Here is a 20,927-nt window from a genome sequence, read left to right on the forward strand (position 1 = left end):
GGGCCTGCTCTCGGGGAAGTCCCCGACGGGCTATGCCGCCGCGGCGATCTACGCCGCCTCGCTGCTCTGTAACGAGAAGAAGACCCAGCGCGAGGTCGCCGACGTCGCCCAGGTCACGGAAGTCACCATCCGGAACCGGTATCAAGAACAGATCGAAGCGATGGGACTGCAGTAGCGCCGACGGCAACGGGTCGTCTTTTCTCACCCTCCGCGGGCAACAGGAGTTAAGTGACGAAGCCGATAGGTCTCGGGTAATGACCGCGCGAGGCAACGGATGAGCGAGGAGCGAGTACCGGTCGGCACCGAGAGCGGCGGCGAGCGAGCAGTCGAGATGCCGGTCGTTCAGCTGTTGACCGGTCGGGGATTCATCACCGGCAAGTCGGGATCGGGAAAATCCAACACCGCGAGCGTCGTCGTCGAGGAGTTGCTTGAAGCGGGCTATCCCGTTCTGATCGTCGATACGGACGGCGAGTACTACGGGCTCAAAGAGGAGTACGAGCTACTGCACGCCGGCGCCGACGAGGAGTGTGACATCCAGGTGGGGCCCGAACACGCCGAGAAGGTCGCCGAACTCGCCTTGGAGCAGAACGTCCCGACCATCCTCGACGTTTCGGGATATCTCGACGAGGGGGCCGCGAACGAACTGCTGCGCGAGACCGCTCGCCACCTCTTCGCCAAGGAAAAGAAACTCAAGAAACCGTTCCTGCTGGTCGTCGAGGAGGTCCACGAGTACATCCCTGAAGGAGGAGGGATGGACGAGACGGGCCGAATGCTGATCAAGGTCGGGAAGCGCGGGCGCAAACACGGGCTCGGCATAGTGGGAATCAGCCAGCGCCCCGCCGACGTGAAAAAGGACTTCATCACCCAGGCCAACTGGCTCGTCTGGCATCGTTTGACCTGGGACAACGACACCAAGGTCGTTGGCCGGATCGTCGGGGGCGAGTACGGCGAGCGGGTTGCCGAACTCGACGCCGGGGAGGCATTTCTCCAGACCGACTGGACCGACGGGGACGTCCGGCGGGTGCGGTTCAAGCGAAAGCGGACCTTCGACGCGGGTGCGACCCCCGGACTCGACGATTTCGAGCGTCCCGATCTCAAATCCGTGGGTGACGGCCTCGTTGACGACCTCCAGTCTATCACCGAGGACCAACAGCGCGAGCGCGAGCGGGTCGCGGAACTCGAACGCGAGCTCGCCCAGCGGGACCGGCGGATCGACCAGCTCGAACGCGAACTCGAATCCGCCCGCGACGTGAGCGAGGCCGCCCGACAGATGGCCGACGCCCTGTCGGGAACGGCCGCAAACGAGCCGGCCCAGACCACGCTACCCGAGGCGACGATGGACGACGAACTCGACCGGCTGCGTTCGGAGAACACCGCGCTCGAAGCTGAGATCGAGGAACTGCACGAGCGGCTCGACCGGCGGACGGACGGCCGAGACGGCTCGGAGGTCGACGCCAGCCGGTCGGCTGTCGCGGACGAATCGGCGGACACCGAGGCCGCGGGGATCGCCGCCGAGATCGAAGCCGCGAGCCGGCGGTCGCTCTGTACCGAGGCCCAGACGTGGGCCGTGATCGAGGCGCTCGCAGAACGGAAGAGCGCAACCGCGAGCGAGGTCGCATTGGAGGTGACGGCGCCCTTTCAGCACGTCTGGACGCTCCTGCTCGAACTCCGGGGGTGTTCCTGCGTCGAGCGACGCTCCGACGGGACATACACGCTCTCGTCGACCGCGCGCGACCTCGTCCTCGGGAGCGCTGACCCGCTCGCGTCCTGATCGACACTTCGACGCGAGGGTTTACCTTCCCGGTCCGCATCCATCGCCCATGCAGACCACCGACGAGGCAGGTATTCGCCGGATCGTCTTCGACCGTCCCGAAGCCCTGAACGCCTTCACGACCGACGCTGCCGCCGAACTCGCGGATCTCCTCGCCGACTGTGATCCCGACGAGGTGGACGCGATCGTGTTGACCGGGGAGGGGCGGGCCTTCAGCGCCGGGGGCGACGTCGAGTCGATGGCCGAGCGGGAGGACACGCCCGAGGCGGCTTACGAGCGCATCGACGAGGCGTTCGGCCGGCTGGCCGAGGAAGCCCTCGCCTCGCGCGTGCCGATCGTCGCGCGGGTCAACGGCGACGCTGTCGGCGCGGGAATGGCGATCGTCGCGCTCAGCGACTTCGCCTACGCGGTCGAATCGGCGCGTTTCAGTGCCGCGTTCGTCCGGGTCGGGCTGATCCCCGACACCGGCGGCACGTTCCTGCTTCCCCACTTGATCGGTCTGCGGGCGGCGAAGGACCTCGCCTTTACCGGACGGTTCTTCGACGCAGCGGAGGCGGCCGAGCTCGGGCTGATCAACGAAACCGTCGCCGAGGACGCCCTAGCTGACCGGATCGACGACCTGCTCGATACCCTGCACGAGCGTCCGACCCGCACCATCGGGCTTGCGAAGCGGGCGATACACGCGAACCTCGGGCGTGGATGGGGCGACGCGCTGGACTACGAGAACGTCGTCCAGTCCCAAGCCTACGGCACACAGGAGCACGCCGAAGGCGTCGCGGCGTTTCTAGAGGATCGCGAACCGGAGTTTCACTCGTAGAGGAGGTCGCGGATCGCGCCGTCGAACTCGCGTCGGCGATCGAGGACGGCTTCGTGGCCCGCCTCCGGGATCTCGACGAGATGCGCGTGGGGGATCCCGGCGGCGGTCTCGCGGTACCGCTCGGCGGAGAAGAACGGGTCGTCGGTCCCCCCGATCACGAGCGTCGGGACGTCGATCCCGTCGAGACGGTCGGATGCATCGTGGGCGAGGCAGGCCTCGGCGGAGACGAGGAAGTCCCGCCGGTCGTCGGGCGAGGGCGTGGCCAATCGCCCGTAAAGCCCTGCCGCCCCCCGGACGATCGGGCCGCGGAGACCGCTTGTGACCGCGTCCGCCGCCTCCGCGTAGATCGGTCGAAACTCGCCGCCTCTCGCGTGTTCGCACCAGCGCTCGACGACCGCGCGCCCGCGGGCACCCAGTCGGTCGGCCGCGAGCCCGAAGACCGCGTGCTCGACGTTCTCGGGGTGATCGGCCGCGAGATGGGCGAGGAGGAATCCGCCCATCGAGAGACCCATCACGTCGGCGGGGCCGGTCTCTTTGAGGACGTTCGCGTAACCCGCCGCTAGCTCGCGGGTGGTCGCGTTCTCCGCGACACCGGGCGGCCGACTCACCATCGCGACCGTGTGCCGTCCCGTGTAGCGGCTGCAGTAGGTGGCGACCAGCAGACTGAACCACCACCGATCCGTCACCCGACAGAGCGGGTCGTTGAGACCGGGGATCACGAGGAGCGTCCGGGGACCGCCCCCGACCGCGATGTAGGGGTGGTCGGCCCACCGTCCGCGCCGCACGGGAATGCCGATCACCGTCCGTCACCCCGTGTGGTCGCCGGCGGAGTGTTCACGGTCGATAATCGGCACGCGCGGGTAAAAACGTCGGCCAGTAGCGCTATCTATCCGGGCGACCGTAGATCCGGCATGACCGAGGACGCGGGACTTCCACCCGGACCGTCGGGAACCCTCGCCCGGGTTCTCGTGTTCGCCATCGGGAGCGTGTTCGTGGTCGTCGGGCTCGCGTTGGGGTGGCTCCTGTTGACCCGGGGAATCGACAGCGCTCTCACGGAGGCACGGTTGGTCATAGGTCTTGGAATCGGTTCGGCGGTCATGCTATTGTTCGGCGCTCTGTTCGTTTCGCTCGGGCTCGGGACCGGACTCCGAGTGTAGCCCCGGACGACGTTTTTCCCGCTGGGGTTCCATCCATCGATATGGCCCGTGAGAGGGTGTCCGAAACCTATCACGCCGCACTCGTCCACGGTTTCGCCGACGTGGGAGACGCGACCCGAATCGGGGTCGTCCGTCAGCCAACGGCAGGGTTATCCGGGTCGGTCGACGAGAACCGCCCCGAGCTCGGCCCGCCGGAGGAATTGATGGAGGGGTTCGAGCGTCGGCACGAGGACCTGAAGATGCGCGGGATGTGCGACGAGGGTGCACACAACGCCGCGTGGGACGAAGTGGGGTTCGAGGAGCGCTATCGGAACCATCTCGGACGCGACGCCGCCGAGGAGGTGCTTTCGGAACTCGTCGACCGAATCGCGGCGGGCGAGCGACTCGTCCTCGTCTGCTACGGGAAGTCGACCAAACGCTGTCACCGCCACCTGCTCGTCGAGGTGATCGAAAGCCGACTCGATTCCGATACGTGAACGAGACCGTCATACCGCCCTCGACGACGACCGGAACGACAGTTTCGAAACCACCGCCGACTCCGCGGTCGGGCCGACGCACGCCGCCATAGTTCGTTCGAGAATAATATATATTATTTGATATTCCGATGTCACGCAGAAAGTATTTATACCCATACCTCCTTGCGAAATATGCCGTCACGGAGACGGCCGTTGTGCCTGTCAGAGGCCACCCCCCCCCATCGCACTCTCGATGGCGATCACATCGCCATTCACGGTACGCTGGCGATCACCTTTCCCCCCCACGATCGCCGCGCGATCCGGGCCGTTCCCGGATCGCGTCGCGTACTTCTTTCGTAGAACGAACCGGAAACGAAGAGCGAACGGCGGTCGTTTCGATCAGGCCGATGCCTGCGCCCGAACGGCTTCGGCCAGCGCCGGATGTAAGACCGGCCGATCCTCCTCGTCGCGCTGGAGTAGCGGTTCCCCACCGAGTTCCTCCTCCAGAGTTCCGACCCGCTTTTTGACCGTCCGTTCGGTGTAGCCCGTCTCCTCGGCGAGCTCTTCCGTCGTCAGCGGTCCCTCGGCGGCCGCGAGCGCGAGGGCGATCTCGTACTCCGAGTCACGGTACTCGGACGCCATCTTCTCCGCGAGCGCGGCCAACTTCGACGGGATTTCCTCGGTTGCCATACTCCTTCTGTGAGCAGCGGGTATGTAAAACCTATACTGTCGCGACGAGCGCGGCCGCGAGGACAGCCCCAACCGAGAGCGCGACGTTCACCCCCGCGTAGATCGCGGCGAGGGCGGCCGACTCGTTTTCCACCAACCGGACCGTATCGACCGAGAACGACGAGAACGTCGTGAACGCGCCACAGGCACCGACCCCGACGAACAGCGACAGGTTCCCGTCGACCGGGCCGAACGTCACCCAACCGAGGACGAAGCTCCCGACGACGTTCACGACGAGCGTCTCGGCCGGAAATCGCCCCGATACGGGGCCGACTGCGAGCCCGACGAGATAGCGCAGTACCGCACCGATCGCCCCGCCAACGCCGACCAACACGGCCTCGATCATCGTGACCCTCCGAGCGCGAGGTGTCGCCCCACGAGGACCGCGGCGAACCCACAGGCGTAGTTTCCGAGTGCGTTTAGGACCCCCCACAGCGGCGATGCGGTCGCCGTTTCGAGGGCGAAGGTGCTGTAGGTGGTGTACGAGGAGAGAAAGCCGGTCGCAACGAACAGCCGTACCCGCGGGGAGATCCGGTCGCTGGTCGCCGTCGTGTAGAAGACGTACCCGAGCGCGAAACTGCCGGTGACGTTGACCGCGAACGTCGCCAGCAGCCCGGGCGTGAGCAAGGCTACGCCGTATCGGGCGATCGAACCGAGAAACCCCCCGAGCGCGATCAGTCCGATGGCGAGCGGTCGCGAGGTCGTCATCGGCTGTCGGTTCTCGACGGAGGGTAGTAAAGAAGTCGAACCGCGCGTTACAGACCGCCCTGACGGCGGGGCCGGTCGCGATCGGTCAGCGACTCGATCACCGGGCGGGCGGTCTCGACGATCGCCCACGTTCTCGCGGGGTTCTGCTTCGCGATGAAGGTGAGCGCGCCCATAACGGTCAGAGCCGTGACGAACGTGATGACGATAGCGCTACTGATGGCGAAGGGTATGAGGACCGCGATGAATGTGATACTGACGCCATTGATGAACAGCAGTGCGCCGATCAACAGGAGGGCCCTGTTGATCAGGGACACCGAGCCGCCGGAGCCGCGATCGGACCCGCGCCGCCCGGCGGAACGGCGAGAGGTATGGTCGGATAACGAATCCATAATCACCTGTCTGGTGGGGACCCTCTTGAAACTCAGTCAGCTATCCGTCAGACAATCGTGTTTCATTCGAAACGACACGGCCTCGAACGATCGGCGGTCGAGGCGGGCGAATCCCAACCGACAGTGTCGAATGAGTGGCGACACGTCTAGACGGTATGATCGGTAAACTCGATCTCGATCGCCTGTCCGAGGTGTTCGCCCGGACGGGCGTCGACGACGAGGACGTGCTGGTCGGTCCGGCCTACGGAGAGGACACCGCCGCGATCCGTATCGGCGAGCAGCTGCTCGTGGTCAACACCGACCCCGTCTCGCTGGCCGCCGAACGCATCGGCGAGATCGGCCTTCACGTCGCCTGCAACGACGTCGCCGCCTCGGGCGGCGAGCCCCGCTGGCTCACCGCGGCGGTCTTCCTGCCCGACGACGCCTCGCTCGACGCCGTCGTAACGCAGCTCGACGAGGCGGCCCGCGAGGTCGGCGTCTCGATCGTCGGCGGCCACACGGAGTACGCCCCCGAACGCGACCGCCCGCTCGTGGCGCTCACCTGTCTCGGCCTCGCCGACGAGTACGTCCCGACGGGAGGTGCGAAACCGGGTGACGCCGTGATCCTCACCAAGGGCGCGGGAATCGAGGGCACGGCCATCCTCGCGACCGATTTTCGAGGGTCGGTCTCCCTTCCCTCGGAGCTCCTCGATCGCGGGGCGGCGCTGTTTTCGGAGCTGAGCGTCCTCCCCGAGGCCCGAATCCTCCGCGAGGACGCCACCGCGATGCACGACCCGACCGAGGGCGGGCTGGTCGACGGCACGCTCGAACTCGCGGTCGCCTCCGACGTGTGCGTCGAGATCGAGCGCGACCGTGTCCCGGTCCGCGAGAGTACCCGCGAGCTTTGCGGGGCGATGGACGTCGACCCGCTGAAGGTATTCGGCTCGGGCGCGCTACTGGCGACGATACCCGAGGAACTGGTCGAACAGGCGCTCGCCGCGCTCGATTCGGCGGGGATCGAGGCGGGCGCGATCGGCACGGTACGGGAGGGTGAACCTGCCCTCTCGCTCGACGGCAAGCGGATCACCGAGCCGGTCCGGGACGACCTCTACGAGCTATGGGCGTAGTTTCGCCCGAAGCTCGTCGGGATCGACGCGGTACTTGAACGCGGGGCGCCCCTCCACGAACACGTAGGGAACGCGCTCGCCGTACTCCGCTTCGAGGCCCGCCTCGTCGACGTCCACGAGGGCGAGATCCACGTCGGCATCAGTCTCCTCGGCCACGTCCTCGATCGTCCCGATCGCCTCCGCACACAGGTGGCAGTCCTCGCGGGTGTAGACGGTGATCTCGGTTGGTTCGGTCACGGTCGAAAGGAGGGGCGGGATCGACAGGGGCGTTTCGGTTCTCGACGTCGGCAGAACGGTTCGGGATCGACAGTGTATTCACTCATAGTCGAGTGAGCCGAGTCATGAGTCAGCAGCCAATCCGACTCGGCGTCGTCGGTCTCGGGTTCATGGGACAGGTCCACGCCGAGAACACCGAGCAGTTCGGCCACGACGTGGTGGCCGGCACCGACCTCGACGGGGAGGCCCGCGAGAACTTCGCCGACCGGTTCGACGCGGCGACCTACGAGGAGTTCGAGCGGATGTACGACGAGGAGGACCTCGATGCGGTCGCGGTTTCGGTCCCGAACAAGTTCCACGAACCGGCGGTCGTTGCCGCGCTCGAACGCGGGCTTGACGTCCTCTGTGAGAAACCGCTCGCCCACACCCTCGATAGTGCGGAACGGATCGGTGCGGCCGCGCGCGATTCGGAGGGGTTCTGCGCGGTGAACTTCCACAACCGCCTGTCGGCGGCCGCGGAAATGGTCAAGGGCTACGACGAGGAGGGAATGTTCGGCGAGATCACCCACATCCGGGGCAACTACGTCCGCTGGCGGGGCGTTCCCGGACTGGGAACGTGGTTCACCTCGAAGGAACTCGCGGGCGGAGGCGCGCTCGTCGACATCGGCGTCCACGCCATCGACTTCGCGCTCTACCTGCTGGATTTCCCGGCCGTCGAGGAGGTCATGGGGATCAGCCGGTCGAACTTCGCGGGCCGCGATGACTACGCCGATCCCGAGGACTGGGGCACCGGCGACGGCGAGTTCGACGTCGAGGACTCCGTTACGGCGTTGATCCGGTGTGAGTCGGGCCAGACGATCTCGCTCGAAGTCTCGTGGGCCGCCTCTCAGGAGCCGACCAACGAGTTCACGGTCCGGGGCACCGACGCGGGCGCACGCCTCAGCCTCGGTGAGGAGGAGTTGGAGATGTTCGAGACCGGCCATCAGGGGACGGACCACTTCGTGCGCTCCGAACTGGAGGGGAGTCTCCCCGAAACGGGCTGGGCGGCGACGGACAAACTCTTCGCCGAAAGCGTCACCCGCGGCGAGGCACCCGAACTCAACACGGTCGAGCAGGCGCTGACCGTCCAGCGGGTCATCGACGCGATCTATCGCTCCGCGGAAGAAGGGACGTCGGTTCGAGTCGAGTAGCCGGTTCAGTCCTCGTTGGCTCGACCGAGGAAGACGAGCGCCGCGCCGAGAAGTGCGACGTTCTGCAGGAAGTTCGTCTGTTCGGTGTCGCGCTCCTGGCCTTCCGCGTTCCAGAAGTCGTGCATCAGCGGCGTCACGCCGACGAGGAAGCCGGCGATCGCGCCGGCGGCCAGTCGGGGGACCCGCCAGAGGATCACGGCGAGGCTGCCGAAAGCGAGCATCCCGCTCGCGAAGGGGACTAGTCTCTCGGCTTCGGGGACGTCCTTCGAGTCGGCGTAGCCGATCATGGCTTCGAGTTCCTGGAAATTGCTGTACGCGAGCGCGGCGAGACTCCCGCCGAACAGGAGTCGGCCGAGCAGCGACGGTGTGTCCTTGCTCATGAACACCGGCCGTAGGCCTGCGAGGCCCAAAAGCCGCCGGGTATCGGCAGCCCTGAAGTAGCACTTGATTGACGGGACAAATTGATAACAGGGTCGGTAGTACGTGACCACGGGGAATGCAGATGCCAACCTGTGCCACATGCGGCGAACACGTAACTGGGCGGTTCCAACGTGTGTTCGCCGGAAACGACGGCGAAGTCCACGGCTGTCCGGCCTGTACCGATATGACCGCAATCATCAACGGTGCGCCGGCCCGACGGTAGCGCCCGTCGGACCTCGTCACGTACAAGTAACACACCGACAAACGGGGGGACAAGCGATGTCGTCACGCCTTCGTGGCCCCCCGAAGCCACGCAGCGAAAAGGAGCCGGACGCTCCCGACGCGGGGACGTTCGTCACCTTCGTAGTGATGATGGCCGTCATCTCCGTCGTGATCGTCGGGATCGGCGGCGTACTGCACGGCTTCCCGACCCTTTCCGAGCCCGCGGGCTCGTCCGACTCCGGTGGTGACCCGAGCGGCGCGACCGGACCGACCGACTCCGACGAGGAGAACGGCACCGCTCCGGGCGAGGGGATGGACGGCGAGCCGGCCTCCGACGACGGCGGTAATGGGGTCGACGACGATGACGGCGACGGTGGATCCGGCGACTCGGACGACGCCGAGGACGAACCGATCCTCGACTCGGGTGAAGCGGACCCGCCCGACAATGACGATCAGGGAGAATCGGTCGAGGAAACCGACGAGGACGAGGACACGCAGGCGAACGAGTCCGATCCGGTGGATGCCGGAGAACCGGATGAGACGGACGAGGCAGAAGACGCGGGGTCGCAAACGGATTCCGAGGGAGGAAACGAGGACACCGGGGACGAGAATACCGACGATCCCAGCGATTCCGACGATGAGGACGAACCGATCGATGACGGGGACGAACCGGCTGACGACGAGCCGGAGGACGAGGCGAACGAAACCGCCGAAGCCGACTCCGATGAGAACGGGACGATCGCGATCGAGGGTGAGGAGGGAACCGGCAGCGGGTTCGGGACGGACTAACACCCAGCGTTCGCCGTCGGTCTTCGCACCCTCACCGTCCTTCCAGTCTGCGCTCGACGGCCGTTCGCAGTTCGTGAGTCGCATTGACGGAGTCCTCGGCGGCCGTGATCGCTGAGATGACGGCGACGCCGTCCGCTCCCGCCTCGATCACCGACGCGGCGTTCTCAGCAGTTACGCCGCCGATCCCCACCACCGGGACGTCGACCGCCGATGCGATTTCCGCGACGCGCTCGACGCCGATCCCGTTGTTCGTTGCCTCGACGTCCGCTTTCGAGGTGGTGGTGAAGACCGCCCCCACCCCAAGGTAGTCGGCCCCGCTCGCTTTCGCCGCCCGCGCTCCCTCCACCGTCGAAACCGAGCGCCCGATGACGGCATCGTGGCCGAGTATCGACCTCGCAGCGTCGATCGGGAGGTCGTCGGTACCTAGATGGACGCCGTCGGCGTCGATCGCGGCCGCGATGTCGACGCGGTCGTTGACCAGCAGGTCGATCCCCGCCTCGCGGGTCTGCTCCCTCAGTTCCATCCCGAGTTCGTACCGCTCGCGGGCGGTCGTGTGCTTCTCCCGTAGCTGGACGGCGTCGATTCCCCCGTCGATGGCCGCCGCAACGATCTCGCGGGTCGAACGTCCCGCCGAGAGGTCCGCCTCCGTTACGAGATATGTGCTGTAAGCTCGACTCACGAGTGGTCGCTACGGGAGGCACGAAAAGAACTACCCGGGTTCGGTCGGCTTGCTGTCGTGGAAAAGCCGCCGTAGTGCTCCGTCAGGGATTCGAACCCTGGTCATTGCCGTGAGAGGGCAATATGATTGGCCGGGCTACACCAACGGAGCTCGTTTGTCTCCTTCGCACTCCTCGATAGCTCCGAGAGTCGTTTAACGGTTGCGTTTTCCGGCGGGTGTGTCGGGCGCTATCGTACGATCAGGCCTCCAACTCGAGCGCCGATCGAGTCGCATCGGGCTCGAAACCGGGTCGACTGATGATGTTCTCGCGTCCCACCCGGAGCTTGCCGATCGCCCCGTCCGATTCCATCTCCGAAAGCAGCATGCTCACCTTCGCCTTCGACCAGCCGGTCGATTCGACGATCCGCGTCTGGCGCATCCGACCGGCGTTATCGTCGAGCAGCCGCAGTACCTGTTCTTCGTTCGTGAGAACGTCCTTCGACGGGGCCGATCGATGCGTGACCTCTGCGGACGGTTCGTCCGTCGAGGCGTCCTCGTATCGGCGCCATGCGCTGACACTTCCGTATACGATCAGGAGTCCGATCCCGACCGCCGTCACCCACTCTACGATCGCCGACAGCGGATTCGGAACCGACAGTGGCAACGTCGAAGATTGTTCAATTATCCGATGCATATACAGATACAATATACGTCATCAGTAAAAGGTGTTGTGCCCGGGACGAGAGGCGAACAGTAAACACGCTCGCCGCCGAGGGAGAGGTATGGAGACGCTCTCGCTCGAAGGACGTACGGCACTGCTGACCGGCGCGAGTTCAGGGATCGGAACCGCCGCGGCCCACGCACTGGCCCGCGAAGGGGTGGATCTCGCGCTCGCTGCACGCCGCGAGGAACGGCTGAACGATCTCGCCGACGATCTCGCCGAGTACGGCATCGAAACGCTCGTCGTTCCGACGGACGTCCGGGACGAGGAAAGCGTCGAGGCGATGGTCGACGAGACGGTCGAGCGCTTCGGCGGTCTCGACGTCCTCTTGAACAACGCGGGGCTCGGCCGGGGCGGCGCGGTCGAATCGCTCTCGACTGAGGACTATCGTCTCATGCAGGACACCAACGTCGACGGGATGTTCTTCGCGACGCGGGCGGCCCTGCCGCACCTGAAGGAGTCGGAGGGCAACCTGATCTTCATCGGGAGTTTCGCCGGGCACTTCCCCCGGCCGTCGAACCCGGTCTACGCGGCGACCAAATGGTGGACCCGGGGGTTCGCTCACAGCGTTCAAGCCAGCGTCGGCGACGAAGACGTCGCGGTCTCGGTGATCAACCCCTCGGAGGTACGGACGGAGTTCGGGAGCGCCTCGGGCGAGTCCTTCGAGGAGCGATTCGGGGAGGGCGAGGTCACCGAGCCCGAGGAGATCGCCGACGCGGTCGTCTTCGCCGCGGGCCAGCAGAACTCGACGGTGAGCGAACTCGACCTCTATCGACGCGACAAGTTCGAGAACTTCTGAAACGGGACCTCGCTCAGTCGTCGGAGCCGGTATCGGGAAGCGGACAGCTCCCTGCGGTGTCGATCCCGGTCTCGTCGGCGGTGGACCCGTCGTTCAGCACGACCGCCTCGCCAGTCACGTCGATCATCGTGTCGGTGACCTCGTTGTCGCCCGCACCCTCGAAGACGATGCCGTTCCGGCGCGTCCCCGATTGGCTGATACAGACGTTCTCGATCGTGTTGTCATCGCGCGAGAAGCGCATCGCACCCCGGTAGCTCCCACCACCGGTGACCGAGACGTTCTCGATCGTTCTCGTACCAGCGTCGACGGCGGTGGCGTCGTCGACGTAGACCGCGTAGCTGGTGCGCGAGCCGTCCGAGCGACGGGTAGTGTACTCCTCGCCGACGTGGATGCGGGTGTTCCGCAGATCGAATGAACCGCCCGAATACGCGCCGACGACGGCGCCCGTTCCTTGGCCATTCTCGACGCTGATCTCGCAGTTCTCGATACCCACGGGACCGGAGCCGTCCGCGATTCGGATGCCGCGCATGTTCCCGAACCCGTCGGGCTGCTCGTCGACGACGACCTCGCAGTCCTCGACGGAACTGCCGGCGCTCCCCAGACGAATCTGCGCCACGTTGCTGTTGGCGTAGTGCCCGCCCTCGACGGAGACGGGCCCCGAGGAATGGGAGGCGTACAGCCCGTTGTCCGCGAAGCCCTCGATCTCACAGTCCCGAAACGTGATCGAACCGGTCGTGTTGACGTAGACGCCCGTCCCTGAGCCGCCGTCGGTCGCCTGCAGGTTCTCGATCAGGCTGTGGCCGTCCTCGTCGAGCGTCCGGAATCCGAAGGCCGTCCCGCCATCGTGAAAGCCCTCCTTCCGGAGATCGCGGACCACGAGGCCGTCGGTGGCGCTGACGACGACCTCGGGGGCGACGCCCTCGTGGGTCGCGTCGATCGTGAAGTTCTCGATCCGGAGGTTCCGGGTCTCGGCCCCGCCGATCCAGAGCTCCTCGTCGTAGTCCTCGCCCGGGACCAGCGTGACGTCGCCCTTCCCGACCATGGCGAACTCCGAAAGCGCGTAGAGGCTGAGGTCGTTCGCCCGGTATCGACCCTCGGGGAACCGGAGCAAGGTGTCGTCCCCGGCGTATTCGTGAAAGACGTCGTCGATCGGCTCGGATCCGGTGGGGTCGGCTCCGACCTCGACCATGTCGACGACGGTCCCGTACTCCTCGTCGGCCGCCGCCGTCCCGACCAGTCCGAACGAGAGTGCGGCCCCACCGACCGTCTGTAACACTCGTCGTCGATTCGCGTCAACTCCGCCCGTGGTATTCGTACGGCGCATGTATCTCTCGCCGACCAGTAATGGTGAATAAAGATACCGAACTAAATTTTCGAATGTAAAAACAAACTTAAAAATAATTGTAGCTGATTTGTGATATATATCTACGAGAAATCCCTTTTAGAGCCCTCTTTTCGTCGATTTAGCGTGTATCAGTGTATTCATTCTATCCGATACGAAACTCAAAAAGAATGTATTTTGAGATGTTATTATCTAATTCTATATTAAATAATAGATTAAATTTTATTTATTTACAAAGAAATTATTGTGATATCGGGCGCTTCTGTTCGGACGCGAGATGACGACCGATCTCAGACGACGTCCTCGGCGCGCAGCCTGTCGATCTCCTCGGCAACGTAGCCGGTCTCCCGGAGGATTTCCTCGGTATGCTCGCCGAGTTCTGGGGGATGACGGCGAATCGAGGTCGTCGTTTCCGAGAGGAACATCGGGCTCCCGGGCATCTCGATGCTCCCTGATGGGCCCACGACCTCTCGACGCATGCCGCGGGCGGCGATCTGGGGATGGTCAAAGACGTCGGCCATGTCGTTGACCGCCCGTGCGGGGACGTCGTGGTCGATCAGGAGTTCGACCGCCTCCTCGGTCGTGAGAGTCGCGAGCTCGCGTTCGAGGATCGGGACCAGCTCCTCGCGGTGCTCGACCCGGTCTGCGTTGGTCTCGAAGCGCCCCTCTTCGGCGAGGTCTTCGCGGCCGATCGCCCGGCAGAACGCCCGCCAGAGCTTCTCCGAGGCCGCCGCGACGACGACGTGGCCGTCGCGGGTCTCGAACGCCTGATAGGGCACGATCGTCGGGTGGGCGCTGCCCATTTTTCCAGGTATCTCGCCGCTCGCGAAGTAGTTCGTCGCCATGTAGGACATCCAGGCCGCCTGGGCGTCGAGCAGGCTCACGTCGATCTTCTGACCGCCCGTATCACGCAGCTCGCGGGCCAGCAGCGCCGCGAGGATCGACTGGGTCGCGTACATCCCCGCGCCGATGTCGGCGATGGCGACGCCGACGCGGACGGGATCGCCGCCCGATTCGCCGGTAATGCTCATCATCCCACCCTCGGCCTGGATCATCAGGTCGTAGGCCGGTTTTTCGCTATCCGGCCCCCACTCGCCGTAGCCCGACAGCGAACAGTAGATCAGCTCGGGGTTGACCTCGCCGAGCGCCTCGTATCCCAGTCCCCAGTTCTCCATGGTTCCGACCCGGAAGTTCTCGACGAGGACGTCGGCCTCGGCGGCCAGCGTCCGCAGGACCTCCTGGCCCGCCTCGCTCCCGAGGTCCAGCGTGGCCGAGCGCTTGTTCCGGTTGACGCTCGCGAAGTAGGCGCTCGGGCCCTCCTCGCCGAAGCGCGGGGGGTGCCATCCCCTGGTTTGATCGCCGACGCCGGGCCGTTCGACCTTGATGACCTCCGCGCCCAGATCCCCGAGCTGCATCGTACAGAACGGCCCGACGAGCACCTGCGAGCAGTCCAGCACGGTGAGCCCCGACAGGGGCCCCTCACCCGTCGCGTCGCGGGCCTCGCCGGTCATGGCGCGAGGCGGTTCTTCCGGCCCTTCATGTGCTCGTCGTAGTACGCGAAGGTCAGTGGACACCACTCGGCGGCGATCTCCAGTACCTTCTCGGTCAGTTCCCGGATCTCCCACTGGCTGTCCGCGGCAGCGCGCATGTCGGCGACGTGCATCAGCATACGGGCGTTCATCGACATGACGAGATTGACTTCGGTGCCGATCGGCAGGACGAACCGGGCGTCCTCGGGGGCCATTCCGAGCTCGAGGAGCTCTTGGTACTCCTCGACGGACCGCGAGACCGACTCGGTGAACACCCGCTTGCGTTCGTTCACCGTTTCCTCGTCGACCGCCCCGCTCTTCTGGTTGCGACCCACCCAGTCCGGATCGCTCGCCGAGGGCGGGACGACGACCATCTCGCCGTTTCGGACCTCGGTGGGATCCACGTCGTCGAAGGCCACGTAGCGCATCGACTGGACGTCGAAGCTCACGTGGCGATGGCGGGTGAGCTGGGCCATACAGGACCGGGAGATCCCCTTGACCGCGACCGTGATCTGGGGGTGTTCGAACGGGCCGAAGTGACCGTGCGAGAGCAGGTGACCGATCAGGGTTTCCTTTTTCTCCGTGAGCGTCTGGCCGTTGACGCTTTCCATGACCTCCTCGAAGGGTTGATCGCCGACGAACCCGCTCATGTAGTCGTTTCGCGCGCCAAGACAGATGACCCGCTCGGGGTCCTCGGTGGCTTCGAGCAGCGTAACGTCCATGTTCCAGCAGGCGTCACAGCGGGACATGGGACTATCGATCTCCGTCCGGTCCCACCGTATCCGATCGTGACCCTCGCGGCGGGCGTTCAGGCCGTCACCAGAACGCGTTTCTCGTACGCGGCGAGCGAACCGTCCTCATCGACGCGGGCACGAAGTTCGACGGCGTGGTATCGAACTGGCCGACGGGCCGCGCGACTCTAATCCCGGCGGTCGTCCTCGCGTTTCAACCCGTAGTAGCCCGGTTGGTCCTCCGCGACGGGGTTGCCGACCACCAGATCCTCGCTGTTTGCAACCACCCACGGGATCGCCCAGTCCAACAGAACGGCCTCGGTGTCGGGTTCGAGTTCGGACTCGGGATCGAGCCCCTGGAGCAGGCGCCCGATCTCGTAGACGGTGTACATCTCCCCGGGCTCGAATAGCTCCTCTGCGGTGTAGAAATCACAGGGATACAGCCCGTCGAACTCGTCTTTGGGTTTGGGCATAGGAGAGATTGAACGGAGACGCCACTAAAGCTCACGGTGCGGCGGCGAAAAAACGGTGAAGTCTAGGGCGTTACTCGAAGTGGTCGAGGCACTTCTGGTACTCTTCTTCGGGGTTGTCCCAGTCGACGACGTCGAAGAACGCGTCGATGAAGTCGCCGCGGTCCGGGCCGTAATCGTAGTAGTACGAGTGCTCCCAGACGTCGAGCGCCAGTACGGGGTGTGCGCCCCAGAGCGCACCCTGGTCGTGCTTGTCGACCGCGACGTTACGAAGTTGCTTCGCAACGGGGTCGTAAACCAGAAGCGCCCAGCCGCTCGCGGTAGTGGCGGCCTTCTCGAACTCGCCCTTCCAGCCCTCGTAGGAGCCGAAGTCCTCCTCGATGCGGTCGGCGAGTTCGCCGGAGGGCTCGTCGCCGCCCTCGGGGCTCATGTTCTCCCAGAACAGCGTGTGGAGGTAGTGTCCACTGCCGTTGTGGGTGACGTTACCGAGTGCGGTTCCCGTCGAGCTATAGTCGCCGGACTCGCGGTTCTCCGCGAGGGTCTCCTCGGCGCTGTTGAGACCGTTGACGTAGCCCTGATGGTGCGTGTCGTGATGCCACGTCAGGACCTGCTCGGAGATCGACGGCTCGAGCGCGTCGTAGTCGTACGGAAGCGGCGGTAGTTCGGCGTTTGATTTCTCTGGCATTGTGATCTCCTCCACTTCCATCATCGCCGTCCGCGCTGTTAAAGCTTTAGAAGCCCCATGCTACCGTACATCATTCTCCGGGCTCGATGAGCGGCACGCGGAGTGTGACGACGCTCCCCGTCGGCTCGTTGTCCGCGAACTCGACGCTGCCGCCGACGGTGTCGACGGCCCAGCTGACAAGCCAGAGGCCGATCCCGCTTCCGTGTCGCAGCGGCGTCTCGCTGTCGTTTTCGAGCACGTTCCGTTCGATCGGCGGAATGCCGGGCCCGTTGTCCGCGACCGTGATCCGGACCTCGCTGCCCTCGCGGGTCGCCTCGATCCGGACTTTCGGATCGGGGTTCGTGTTGTGTTCGGCGGCGTTCTCGATGAGGTTGAGGACGGCCGTTCCCACCGTCGACCGGCAGCCCACCCCCGGGAGATCCCCGACGGTGAACGCCGTTTCGGGGTGTTCCTCCTCGAGCGACTGGAGTGCGTCTCCGACGGCATCGGCGAGGTCGATCGGCTCCGCCTCCTCGTCGTCCGTGGCCATCCGTTCGACCTTCGCGGCCTTCTCGCTGAGTCCGATCACCCGGCTCGCACTTTCCTCGATCGTCTCGCCGTGCTCGTCGTCGAGCCCTTCCGCGTGGCCCCGAATGACCGTCATCTCGTTTCTGAGGTTGTGTCTGAGGATCCGATGGAGCACCGCGAGCCGTTGGTTGCGTCGGCGTCGGTCGGTGACGTCCCGGAGTACGGCGGCCCGGCCGACCAGCCGATCGTGGTAGTCCCGGAGGGCCGAGAGTTGGACGTCGAAGTACCGCGTCCCGTCGGCGGTTTCGATCGCCACGTCCGACTCGGTTTCCGAGTCCTCCTCGTAGCCCGCGAGGACCGCCGAGGCCGGGCGGCCAACGGCGTTTCTCGACCCCGTCCCGAGGATCGACGCCGCGGCGGGGTTCAGATCGACCACCCGGTCGCGCGAGTCGATGACCACGACGCCGTCGTCGAGCCCCTCGATGACGAAATCGCTCGCGAGGCGGCTCGCTACCGGGCTGGCCTCGAGCAGCTTTCCCCGTGTGAGCGCGAACAACAGGACGAGGCCGGTTCCGCTGAAGGAGGTGGCCATCAGCCCGAGGCCGACGTCCTCGCCGACGTCGAGGAGATAGACCAGATGGGAGAGCCATGGGAGCGCCGCCCCGACGAGCAACGCGACCGCCTGGCTTCGGTAGAGAAACGACGAGGTCACCGCGAGCTGGGCGAACAGCACCGTCCCGGCGGCCGCAAGCAGGTACGCGTACGCAACGCTAATGTAGAACCACGGTCCCCACACCGATTCGAGAACGAGATAGCCGCCGTCCTCGACGAGCTGCGCGTTCACGCGAACGAGGTTGTGGACGTCGTTCGTCCACAGCAGTACGATCGTGAGCGCCGGAAGGACGAGCAGGCCGGCGACGACCGACGGTCTGACGTACCTGTCGTTGCCGGTGTACTCGAACGCGAAGAGCACCCACGCCACTGGGATTCCCACGCTCCCGAACCACTGGAGGCGAGCCCACAACAGCGCGCCCGACATGGTTTCGGCAAGGAGCATCCCGAGATGCGTTCCGGACCACCACGCGGCCGCGAGCATCAGCACGGCGAGGGTGCCCGCGCCGGGTTCGGGGCGTTCCCGCCAGGCCAGCACCGCGACGCTCCCGGCGGTCACCACCGCGCCTGCGATCGCACCGGTCGCCGGTGTGAGTCGTATCATCGGGGTATCCCGGGATCCCGTCCCGTCGATGTTCGATCCGACACCGCGGTCGGTCTTATAAGTTATCTACTCACGTAGAGTTAAATCAAATCCCGAGACCGGTACCCGCCAGAAGGGCCCCGAGCATGAGCGGGGGTTCGAGGTAACTCGCGAGACAGAGCTGCTCGACGTTCTGATGGCCGATCAGGGCCACGAGCCCCCCCGAGTAGACGAGGCCGACGGTCGCGACGAGGGCGCCCGGCGCGAGCACTCCGGCGGAGACGCCACCGATGAGCAACAGGAACGAACAGCCGTTGAGCCCGCTCAGCACGTACTGGGTGGGTCGAACGCCGAGTGCGACCGGCAGCGTCCCGACGTCGTTTCGCCGGTCGCCGGCCACGTCCGGAACGTTGAACAGTTCGACGGCGACGACGGTTCGCAGGAAGAAAAAGCCCAGGACGACGAGCGCGCCGAGACCGATCCCCTGTCCCCCGACCGCGGGCGGCAGGAGCGCGAGCGGGACCGCCCACGCGAGCGCGACCGCGCCGGTCCCGACAAGCAGCACGTCCTTCAGCCGATCGGGTCCCGCACCCGGCAGCCACCGACTGCTGTAGAGCACGCCCAGGACACCGGGAAACAACGCCAACGCGAACGCCCGCGGGCCCCCAAGGGCGGACAGGCCAAGCGCCAACGCGTAGGCCCCGACCGAGAGGACGGTGAAGAGTCCCTTTCGAGAGTCGAAGAAGGCGGCCCCTTCGGGATCGTTGACGGCGTCCTCCTCGAGGTCGGTGAGTTTGTTGTGGTTGTACACCGCGAGCGTCACCAGAAACGCCACCCCCGCGGCGACGTTCAGCGGAAGCGACAGCAGCAGCGAGACGACCGCCACCTTGCTCGCCCCGACGGCCGCAAGCAGCAACGAGCACTGAACGCAGACTGCGTACGCTTCCTGTATCACCCGTCCGGGTTGTGTTTCGCGGAGACGGTCGAACCACCGCCGGAGCGTCTCCAGTTCGTCTCCGTTCGAGATCGAGAGTCGTACCATTGCATGATATGGTTGGTCAACCGAACAGATGTTTCTAGTTACAAATAAACTAGAAAATATATGAGATGAAGCAAGCCGAATTGAACTGGGCCGACCCACTTTCCGCCGTGGGCGCGTTCTAGCGGTACACCGCGTCGGGGCCGTAGCGCTCGCTATAGGTCACGGACTCGAACACACTGAAGGAAGGGCGGGTGGTGATTCCCATACTCGTCGTCCACTGCCAGCCGCCGGTGTCGTTTTCCACCGGAACTCCCGGAGATACCCGTAGTCCGGCCGCTGATCGATCAGTAGGTCGTTCGTTGCAGAGGTAACGACCCTCCACACACGGTCGCACATCTAGGACGCCTCGCGACGCTGGCTCGTTCCCACGTCGACGGTCAACACGGATCCGGACCGACCTGTGGTCCGTCGGCGGGAATCGGTCCTGAGAAATCCGGTCAGTAGATCAGTTCGTCGTCGTTTTCGATCATGTACAGCGTCCGCGCGGCGATGTTGACCGCGTGATCGCCGACGCGTTCGAGGTCGCGAACGGTAAGCAGCAGCCGGGAGACCTCCTCGAAGAGGCGCTCCACTTCGGTCCCGTCGTCGAGGTCGGAGTCGATGAGATCGCGGATGACGAGTTCGCTCGCACGCGAACAGAGGTCGTCGACCTCGTCGTCTCGTTCCGCGATCCGATAGCAGGCCGCGACGTCCTCCTCGGCGTAGGCGTCGATCGCCTCGGCGAGCGCCTCGCGGACCCGCTGGCCGATGTGAGCGACGTCGACGTCCGGATAGACCTCCCGTCGGGCGCGCCCGGCGTACTCCCCGAGGTTGGTCGCGAGGTCGGCAATCCGTTCGAGATCGGTGATGATCTTGAAGGAAGCGGCGATAAAGCGCAGGTCGCCCGCCACGGGCTGTTGGAGCGCGATCAGGTTCGTACACCGACGTTCGAGGTCGAGGTACCGCTCGTTGATCTCGTGATCGCGCTCTATCACCTCCTGTCCGAGCGCCTCGTTCCGGGTTTCGAGCGCACGAAGCGCGAGATCGAGGCGTTCGGAGACGAGATCACTCATCTCGATGACGCTCTCGCGGAGTTCGTCGAGTTTCTGTTGGTACTCGTTTCGGGCCATCTATCCGAACTTCCCCGTGATGTAGTCCTCGACCGACTGATGGGCGGGGTTCTCGAATATCTTCGTGGTGTCGTCGAACTCGACGAGCTCGCCGCCGGTCAGGAAGACGGCCGTCTTGTCGCTGATGCGGGCGGCCTGTTGCATGTTGTGGGTAACGATCACGACCGTGT

General features: G+C 65.3%; 27 protein-coding genes, 1 tRNA gene and 2 pseudogenes. 10 read left to right on the forward strand and 20 right to left on the reverse strand.

Going from position 1 to position 20,927, the window contains the following annotated elements; all coding sequences use genetic code 11:
* The 3 genes and pseudogenes from EAO80_RS11390 to EAO80_RS11400 form a co-directional block, all read left to right on the forward strand.
* Window positions 1–175, forward strand: a pseudogene (locus tag EAO80_RS11390) (transcription initiation factor IIB); the annotation flags it as partial.
* Window positions 176–274: 99 nt separating this feature from the next.
* Window positions 275–1,771: an ATP-binding protein gene (locus tag EAO80_RS11395; protein WP_122090012.1), complete on the forward strand. Its 1,497-nt coding sequence runs from the start codon at window positions 275–277 to the stop codon at window positions 1,769–1,771.
* 49 nt (window positions 1,772–1,820) lie between these two features.
* A complete protein-coding gene (locus EAO80_RS11400; RefSeq protein WP_122090013.1) occupies window positions 1,821–2,588 on the forward strand; it encodes an enoyl-CoA hydratase/isomerase family protein in 768 nt (255 codons plus the stop codon).
* Here the strand turns inward: EAO80_RS11400 and EAO80_RS11405 are convergent.
* The gene (locus EAO80_RS11405; RefSeq protein ID WP_122090014.1) at window positions 2,579–3,388 is read right to left on the reverse strand and encodes an alpha/beta fold hydrolase; all 810 of its coding nucleotides are present in this window, start codon (window positions 3,386–3,388) and stop codon (window positions 2,579–2,581) included. The two genes, EAO80_RS11400 and EAO80_RS11405, sit on opposite strands and share 10 nt — an antisense overlap.
* Before the next feature lie 111 nt (window positions 3,389–3,499).
* Between EAO80_RS11405 and EAO80_RS11410 the strand changes: the two genes are divergently transcribed.
* On the forward strand, window positions 3,500–3,745 hold the full coding sequence (locus EAO80_RS11410) for a hypothetical protein (protein WP_122090015.1): 246 nt from the start codon (window positions 3,500–3,502) through the stop codon (window positions 3,743–3,745).
* 41 nt (window positions 3,746–3,786) lie between these two features.
* A complete protein-coding gene (locus EAO80_RS11415; protein WP_122090016.1) occupies window positions 3,787–4,221 on the forward strand; it encodes a DUF488 domain-containing protein in 435 nt (144 codons plus the stop codon).
* Window positions 4,222–4,599: 378 nt separating this feature from the next.
* On the opposite strand, the gene EAO80_RS11420 is transcribed toward EAO80_RS11415, so the two are convergent.
* From EAO80_RS11420 to EAO80_RS11435, 4 genes are read right to left on the reverse strand one after another with little or no spacing between them, the layout of a single operon-like run.
* Complete coding sequence (locus tag EAO80_RS11420; RefSeq protein ID WP_122090017.1) at window positions 4,600–4,890, reverse strand: winged helix-turn-helix transcriptional regulator; 291 nt, start codon at window positions 4,888–4,890, stop codon at window positions 4,600–4,602.
* Between the two features lie 31 nt (window positions 4,891–4,921).
* Window positions 4,922–5,275, reverse strand: coding sequence for a fluoride efflux transporter CrcB (gene crcB, locus EAO80_RS11425; RefSeq protein WP_122090018.1), 354 nt, complete (start codon window positions 5,273–5,275; stop codon window positions 4,922–4,924).
* On the reverse strand, window positions 5,272–5,637 hold the full coding sequence (locus EAO80_RS11430; protein WP_122090019.1) for a fluoride efflux transporter FluC: 366 nt from the start codon (window positions 5,635–5,637) through the stop codon (window positions 5,272–5,274). Before EAO80_RS11430 ends, crcB begins: the two co-directional genes overlap by 4 nt.
* A gap of 47 nt (window positions 5,638–5,684) precedes the next feature.
* Window positions 5,685–6,026, reverse strand: coding sequence for a hypothetical protein (locus EAO80_RS11435; RefSeq protein ID WP_122090020.1), 342 nt, complete (start codon window positions 6,024–6,026; stop codon window positions 5,685–5,687).
* 155 nt (window positions 6,027–6,181) lie between these two features.
* On the opposite strand from EAO80_RS11435, the gene EAO80_RS11440 reads away from it, so the two are divergent.
* The gene (locus EAO80_RS11440) at window positions 6,182–7,132 is read left to right on the forward strand and encodes an AIR synthase family protein (RefSeq protein ID WP_122090021.1); all 951 of its coding nucleotides are present in this window, start codon (window positions 6,182–6,184) and stop codon (window positions 7,130–7,132) included.
* On the opposite strand, the gene EAO80_RS11445 is transcribed toward EAO80_RS11440, so the two are convergent.
* Complete coding sequence (locus EAO80_RS11445) at window positions 7,121–7,369, reverse strand: glutaredoxin family protein (protein ID WP_122090022.1); 249 nt, start codon at window positions 7,367–7,369, stop codon at window positions 7,121–7,123. The genes EAO80_RS11440 and EAO80_RS11445 overlap by 12 nt on opposite strands.
* Before the next feature lie 104 nt (window positions 7,370–7,473).
* Between EAO80_RS11445 and EAO80_RS11450 the strand changes: the two genes are divergently transcribed.
* Window positions 7,474–8,538, forward strand: a complete 1,065-nt coding sequence (locus EAO80_RS11450; protein WP_122090023.1) for a Gfo/Idh/MocA family protein — start codon at window positions 7,474–7,476, stop codon at window positions 8,536–8,538.
* Window positions 8,539–8,543: 5 nt separating this feature from the next.
* Here the strand turns inward: EAO80_RS11450 and EAO80_RS11455 are convergent, their stop codons facing one another.
* Window positions 8,544–8,918: a DoxX family protein gene (locus tag EAO80_RS11455; protein WP_122090024.1), complete on the reverse strand. Its 375-nt coding sequence runs from the start codon at window positions 8,916–8,918 to the stop codon at window positions 8,544–8,546.
* Window positions 8,919–9,040: 122 nt separating this feature from the next.
* On the opposite strand from EAO80_RS11455, the gene EAO80_RS19755 reads away from it, so the two are divergent.
* Both EAO80_RS19755 and EAO80_RS11460 read left to right on the forward strand, forming a co-directional pair.
* On the forward strand, window positions 9,041–9,181 hold the full coding sequence (locus EAO80_RS19755) for a DUF7563 family protein (protein WP_162993983.1): 141 nt from the start codon (window positions 9,041–9,043) through the stop codon (window positions 9,179–9,181).
* Window positions 9,182–9,237: 56 nt separating this feature from the next.
* Window positions 9,238–9,969: a hypothetical protein gene (locus EAO80_RS11460; protein ID WP_122090025.1), complete on the forward strand. Its 732-nt coding sequence runs from the start codon at window positions 9,238–9,240 to the stop codon at window positions 9,967–9,969.
* Window positions 9,970–10,000: 31 nt separating this feature from the next.
* On the opposite strand, the gene thiE is transcribed toward EAO80_RS11460, so the two are convergent.
* From thiE to EAO80_RS11475, 3 genes are all read right to left on the reverse strand, one after another.
* Window positions 10,001–10,648, reverse strand: coding sequence for a thiamine phosphate synthase (gene thiE / locus EAO80_RS11465; protein ID WP_122090026.1), 648 nt, complete (start codon window positions 10,646–10,648; stop codon window positions 10,001–10,003).
* A gap of 75 nt (window positions 10,649–10,723) precedes the next feature.
* A tRNA-Glu gene (locus EAO80_RS11470) sits at window positions 10,724–10,798 on the reverse strand.
* 88 nt (window positions 10,799–10,886) lie between these two features.
* Window positions 10,887–11,321 (reverse strand): helix-turn-helix transcriptional regulator, encoded by a 435-nt coding sequence (locus EAO80_RS11475; RefSeq protein WP_122090027.1) that lies wholly within the window; start codon window positions 11,319–11,321, stop codon window positions 10,887–10,889.
* Between the two features lie 88 nt (window positions 11,322–11,409).
* Between EAO80_RS11475 and EAO80_RS11480 the strand changes: the two genes are divergently transcribed.
* Entirely contained in the window at window positions 11,410–12,147 is a 738-nt protein-coding gene (locus tag EAO80_RS11480; protein WP_122090028.1) for an SDR family oxidoreductase, read from the forward strand.
* 13 nt (window positions 12,148–12,160) lie between these two features.
* On the opposite strand, the gene EAO80_RS11485 is transcribed toward EAO80_RS11480, so the two are convergent.
* The 10 genes and pseudogenes from EAO80_RS11485 to EAO80_RS11530 all read right to left on the reverse strand — a co-directional run.
* A complete protein-coding gene (locus EAO80_RS11485; protein ID WP_245998599.1) occupies window positions 12,161–13,423 on the reverse strand; it encodes a right-handed parallel beta-helix repeat-containing protein in 1,263 nt (420 codons plus the stop codon).
* Window positions 13,424–13,779: 356 nt separating this feature from the next.
* Complete coding sequence (locus EAO80_RS11490; protein ID WP_122090030.1) at window positions 13,780–15,000, reverse strand: CaiB/BaiF CoA transferase family protein; 1,221 nt, start codon at window positions 14,998–15,000, stop codon at window positions 13,780–13,782.
* On the reverse strand, window positions 14,997–15,740 hold the full coding sequence (thyX, locus tag EAO80_RS11495; protein WP_122090031.1) for an FAD-dependent thymidylate synthase: 744 nt from the start codon (window positions 15,738–15,740) through the stop codon (window positions 14,997–14,999). Before thyX ends, EAO80_RS11490 begins: the two co-directional genes overlap by 4 nt.
* Window positions 15,741–15,937: 197 nt before the next feature.
* Entirely contained in the window at window positions 15,938–16,222 is a 285-nt protein-coding gene (locus tag EAO80_RS11500) for a DUF5827 family protein (protein ID WP_122090032.1), read from the reverse strand.
* A 70-nt stretch (window positions 16,223–16,292) separates the two neighbouring features.
* Window positions 16,293–16,904, reverse strand: a complete 612-nt coding sequence (gene sod, locus EAO80_RS11505) for a superoxide dismutase (protein ID WP_122090037.1) — start codon at window positions 16,902–16,904, stop codon at window positions 16,293–16,295.
* Window positions 16,905–16,974: 70 nt separating this feature from the next.
* On the reverse strand, window positions 16,975–18,627 hold the full coding sequence (locus EAO80_RS11510; RefSeq protein ID WP_122090033.1) for a histidine kinase N-terminal 7TM domain-containing protein: 1,653 nt from the start codon (window positions 18,625–18,627) through the stop codon (window positions 16,975–16,977).
* Between the two features lie 85 nt (window positions 18,628–18,712).
* A complete protein-coding gene (locus EAO80_RS11515; protein ID WP_122090034.1) occupies window positions 18,713–19,648 on the reverse strand; it encodes a UbiA family prenyltransferase in 936 nt (311 codons plus the stop codon).
* A 118-nt stretch (window positions 19,649–19,766) separates the two neighbouring features.
* Entirely contained in the window at window positions 19,767–19,892 is a 126-nt protein-coding gene (locus tag EAO80_RS20640; RefSeq protein ID WP_281273036.1) for an FAD-binding domain-containing protein, read from the reverse strand.
* A 193-nt stretch (window positions 19,893–20,085) separates the two neighbouring features.
* Complete coding sequence (gene phoU, locus EAO80_RS11525; RefSeq protein WP_122090036.1) at window positions 20,086–20,757, reverse strand: phosphate signaling complex protein PhoU; 672 nt, start codon at window positions 20,755–20,757, stop codon at window positions 20,086–20,088.
* Window positions 20,758–20,927 (reverse strand): annotated as a pseudogene (locus EAO80_RS11530) (phosphate ABC transporter ATP-binding protein); the annotation flags it as partial.

The sequence above is a fragment of the Halalkalicoccus subterraneus genome (assembly GCF_003697815.1).
Taxonomy (GTDB): domain Archaea; phylum Halobacteriota; class Halobacteria; order Halobacteriales; family Halalkalicoccaceae; genus Halalkalicoccus; species Halalkalicoccus subterraneus.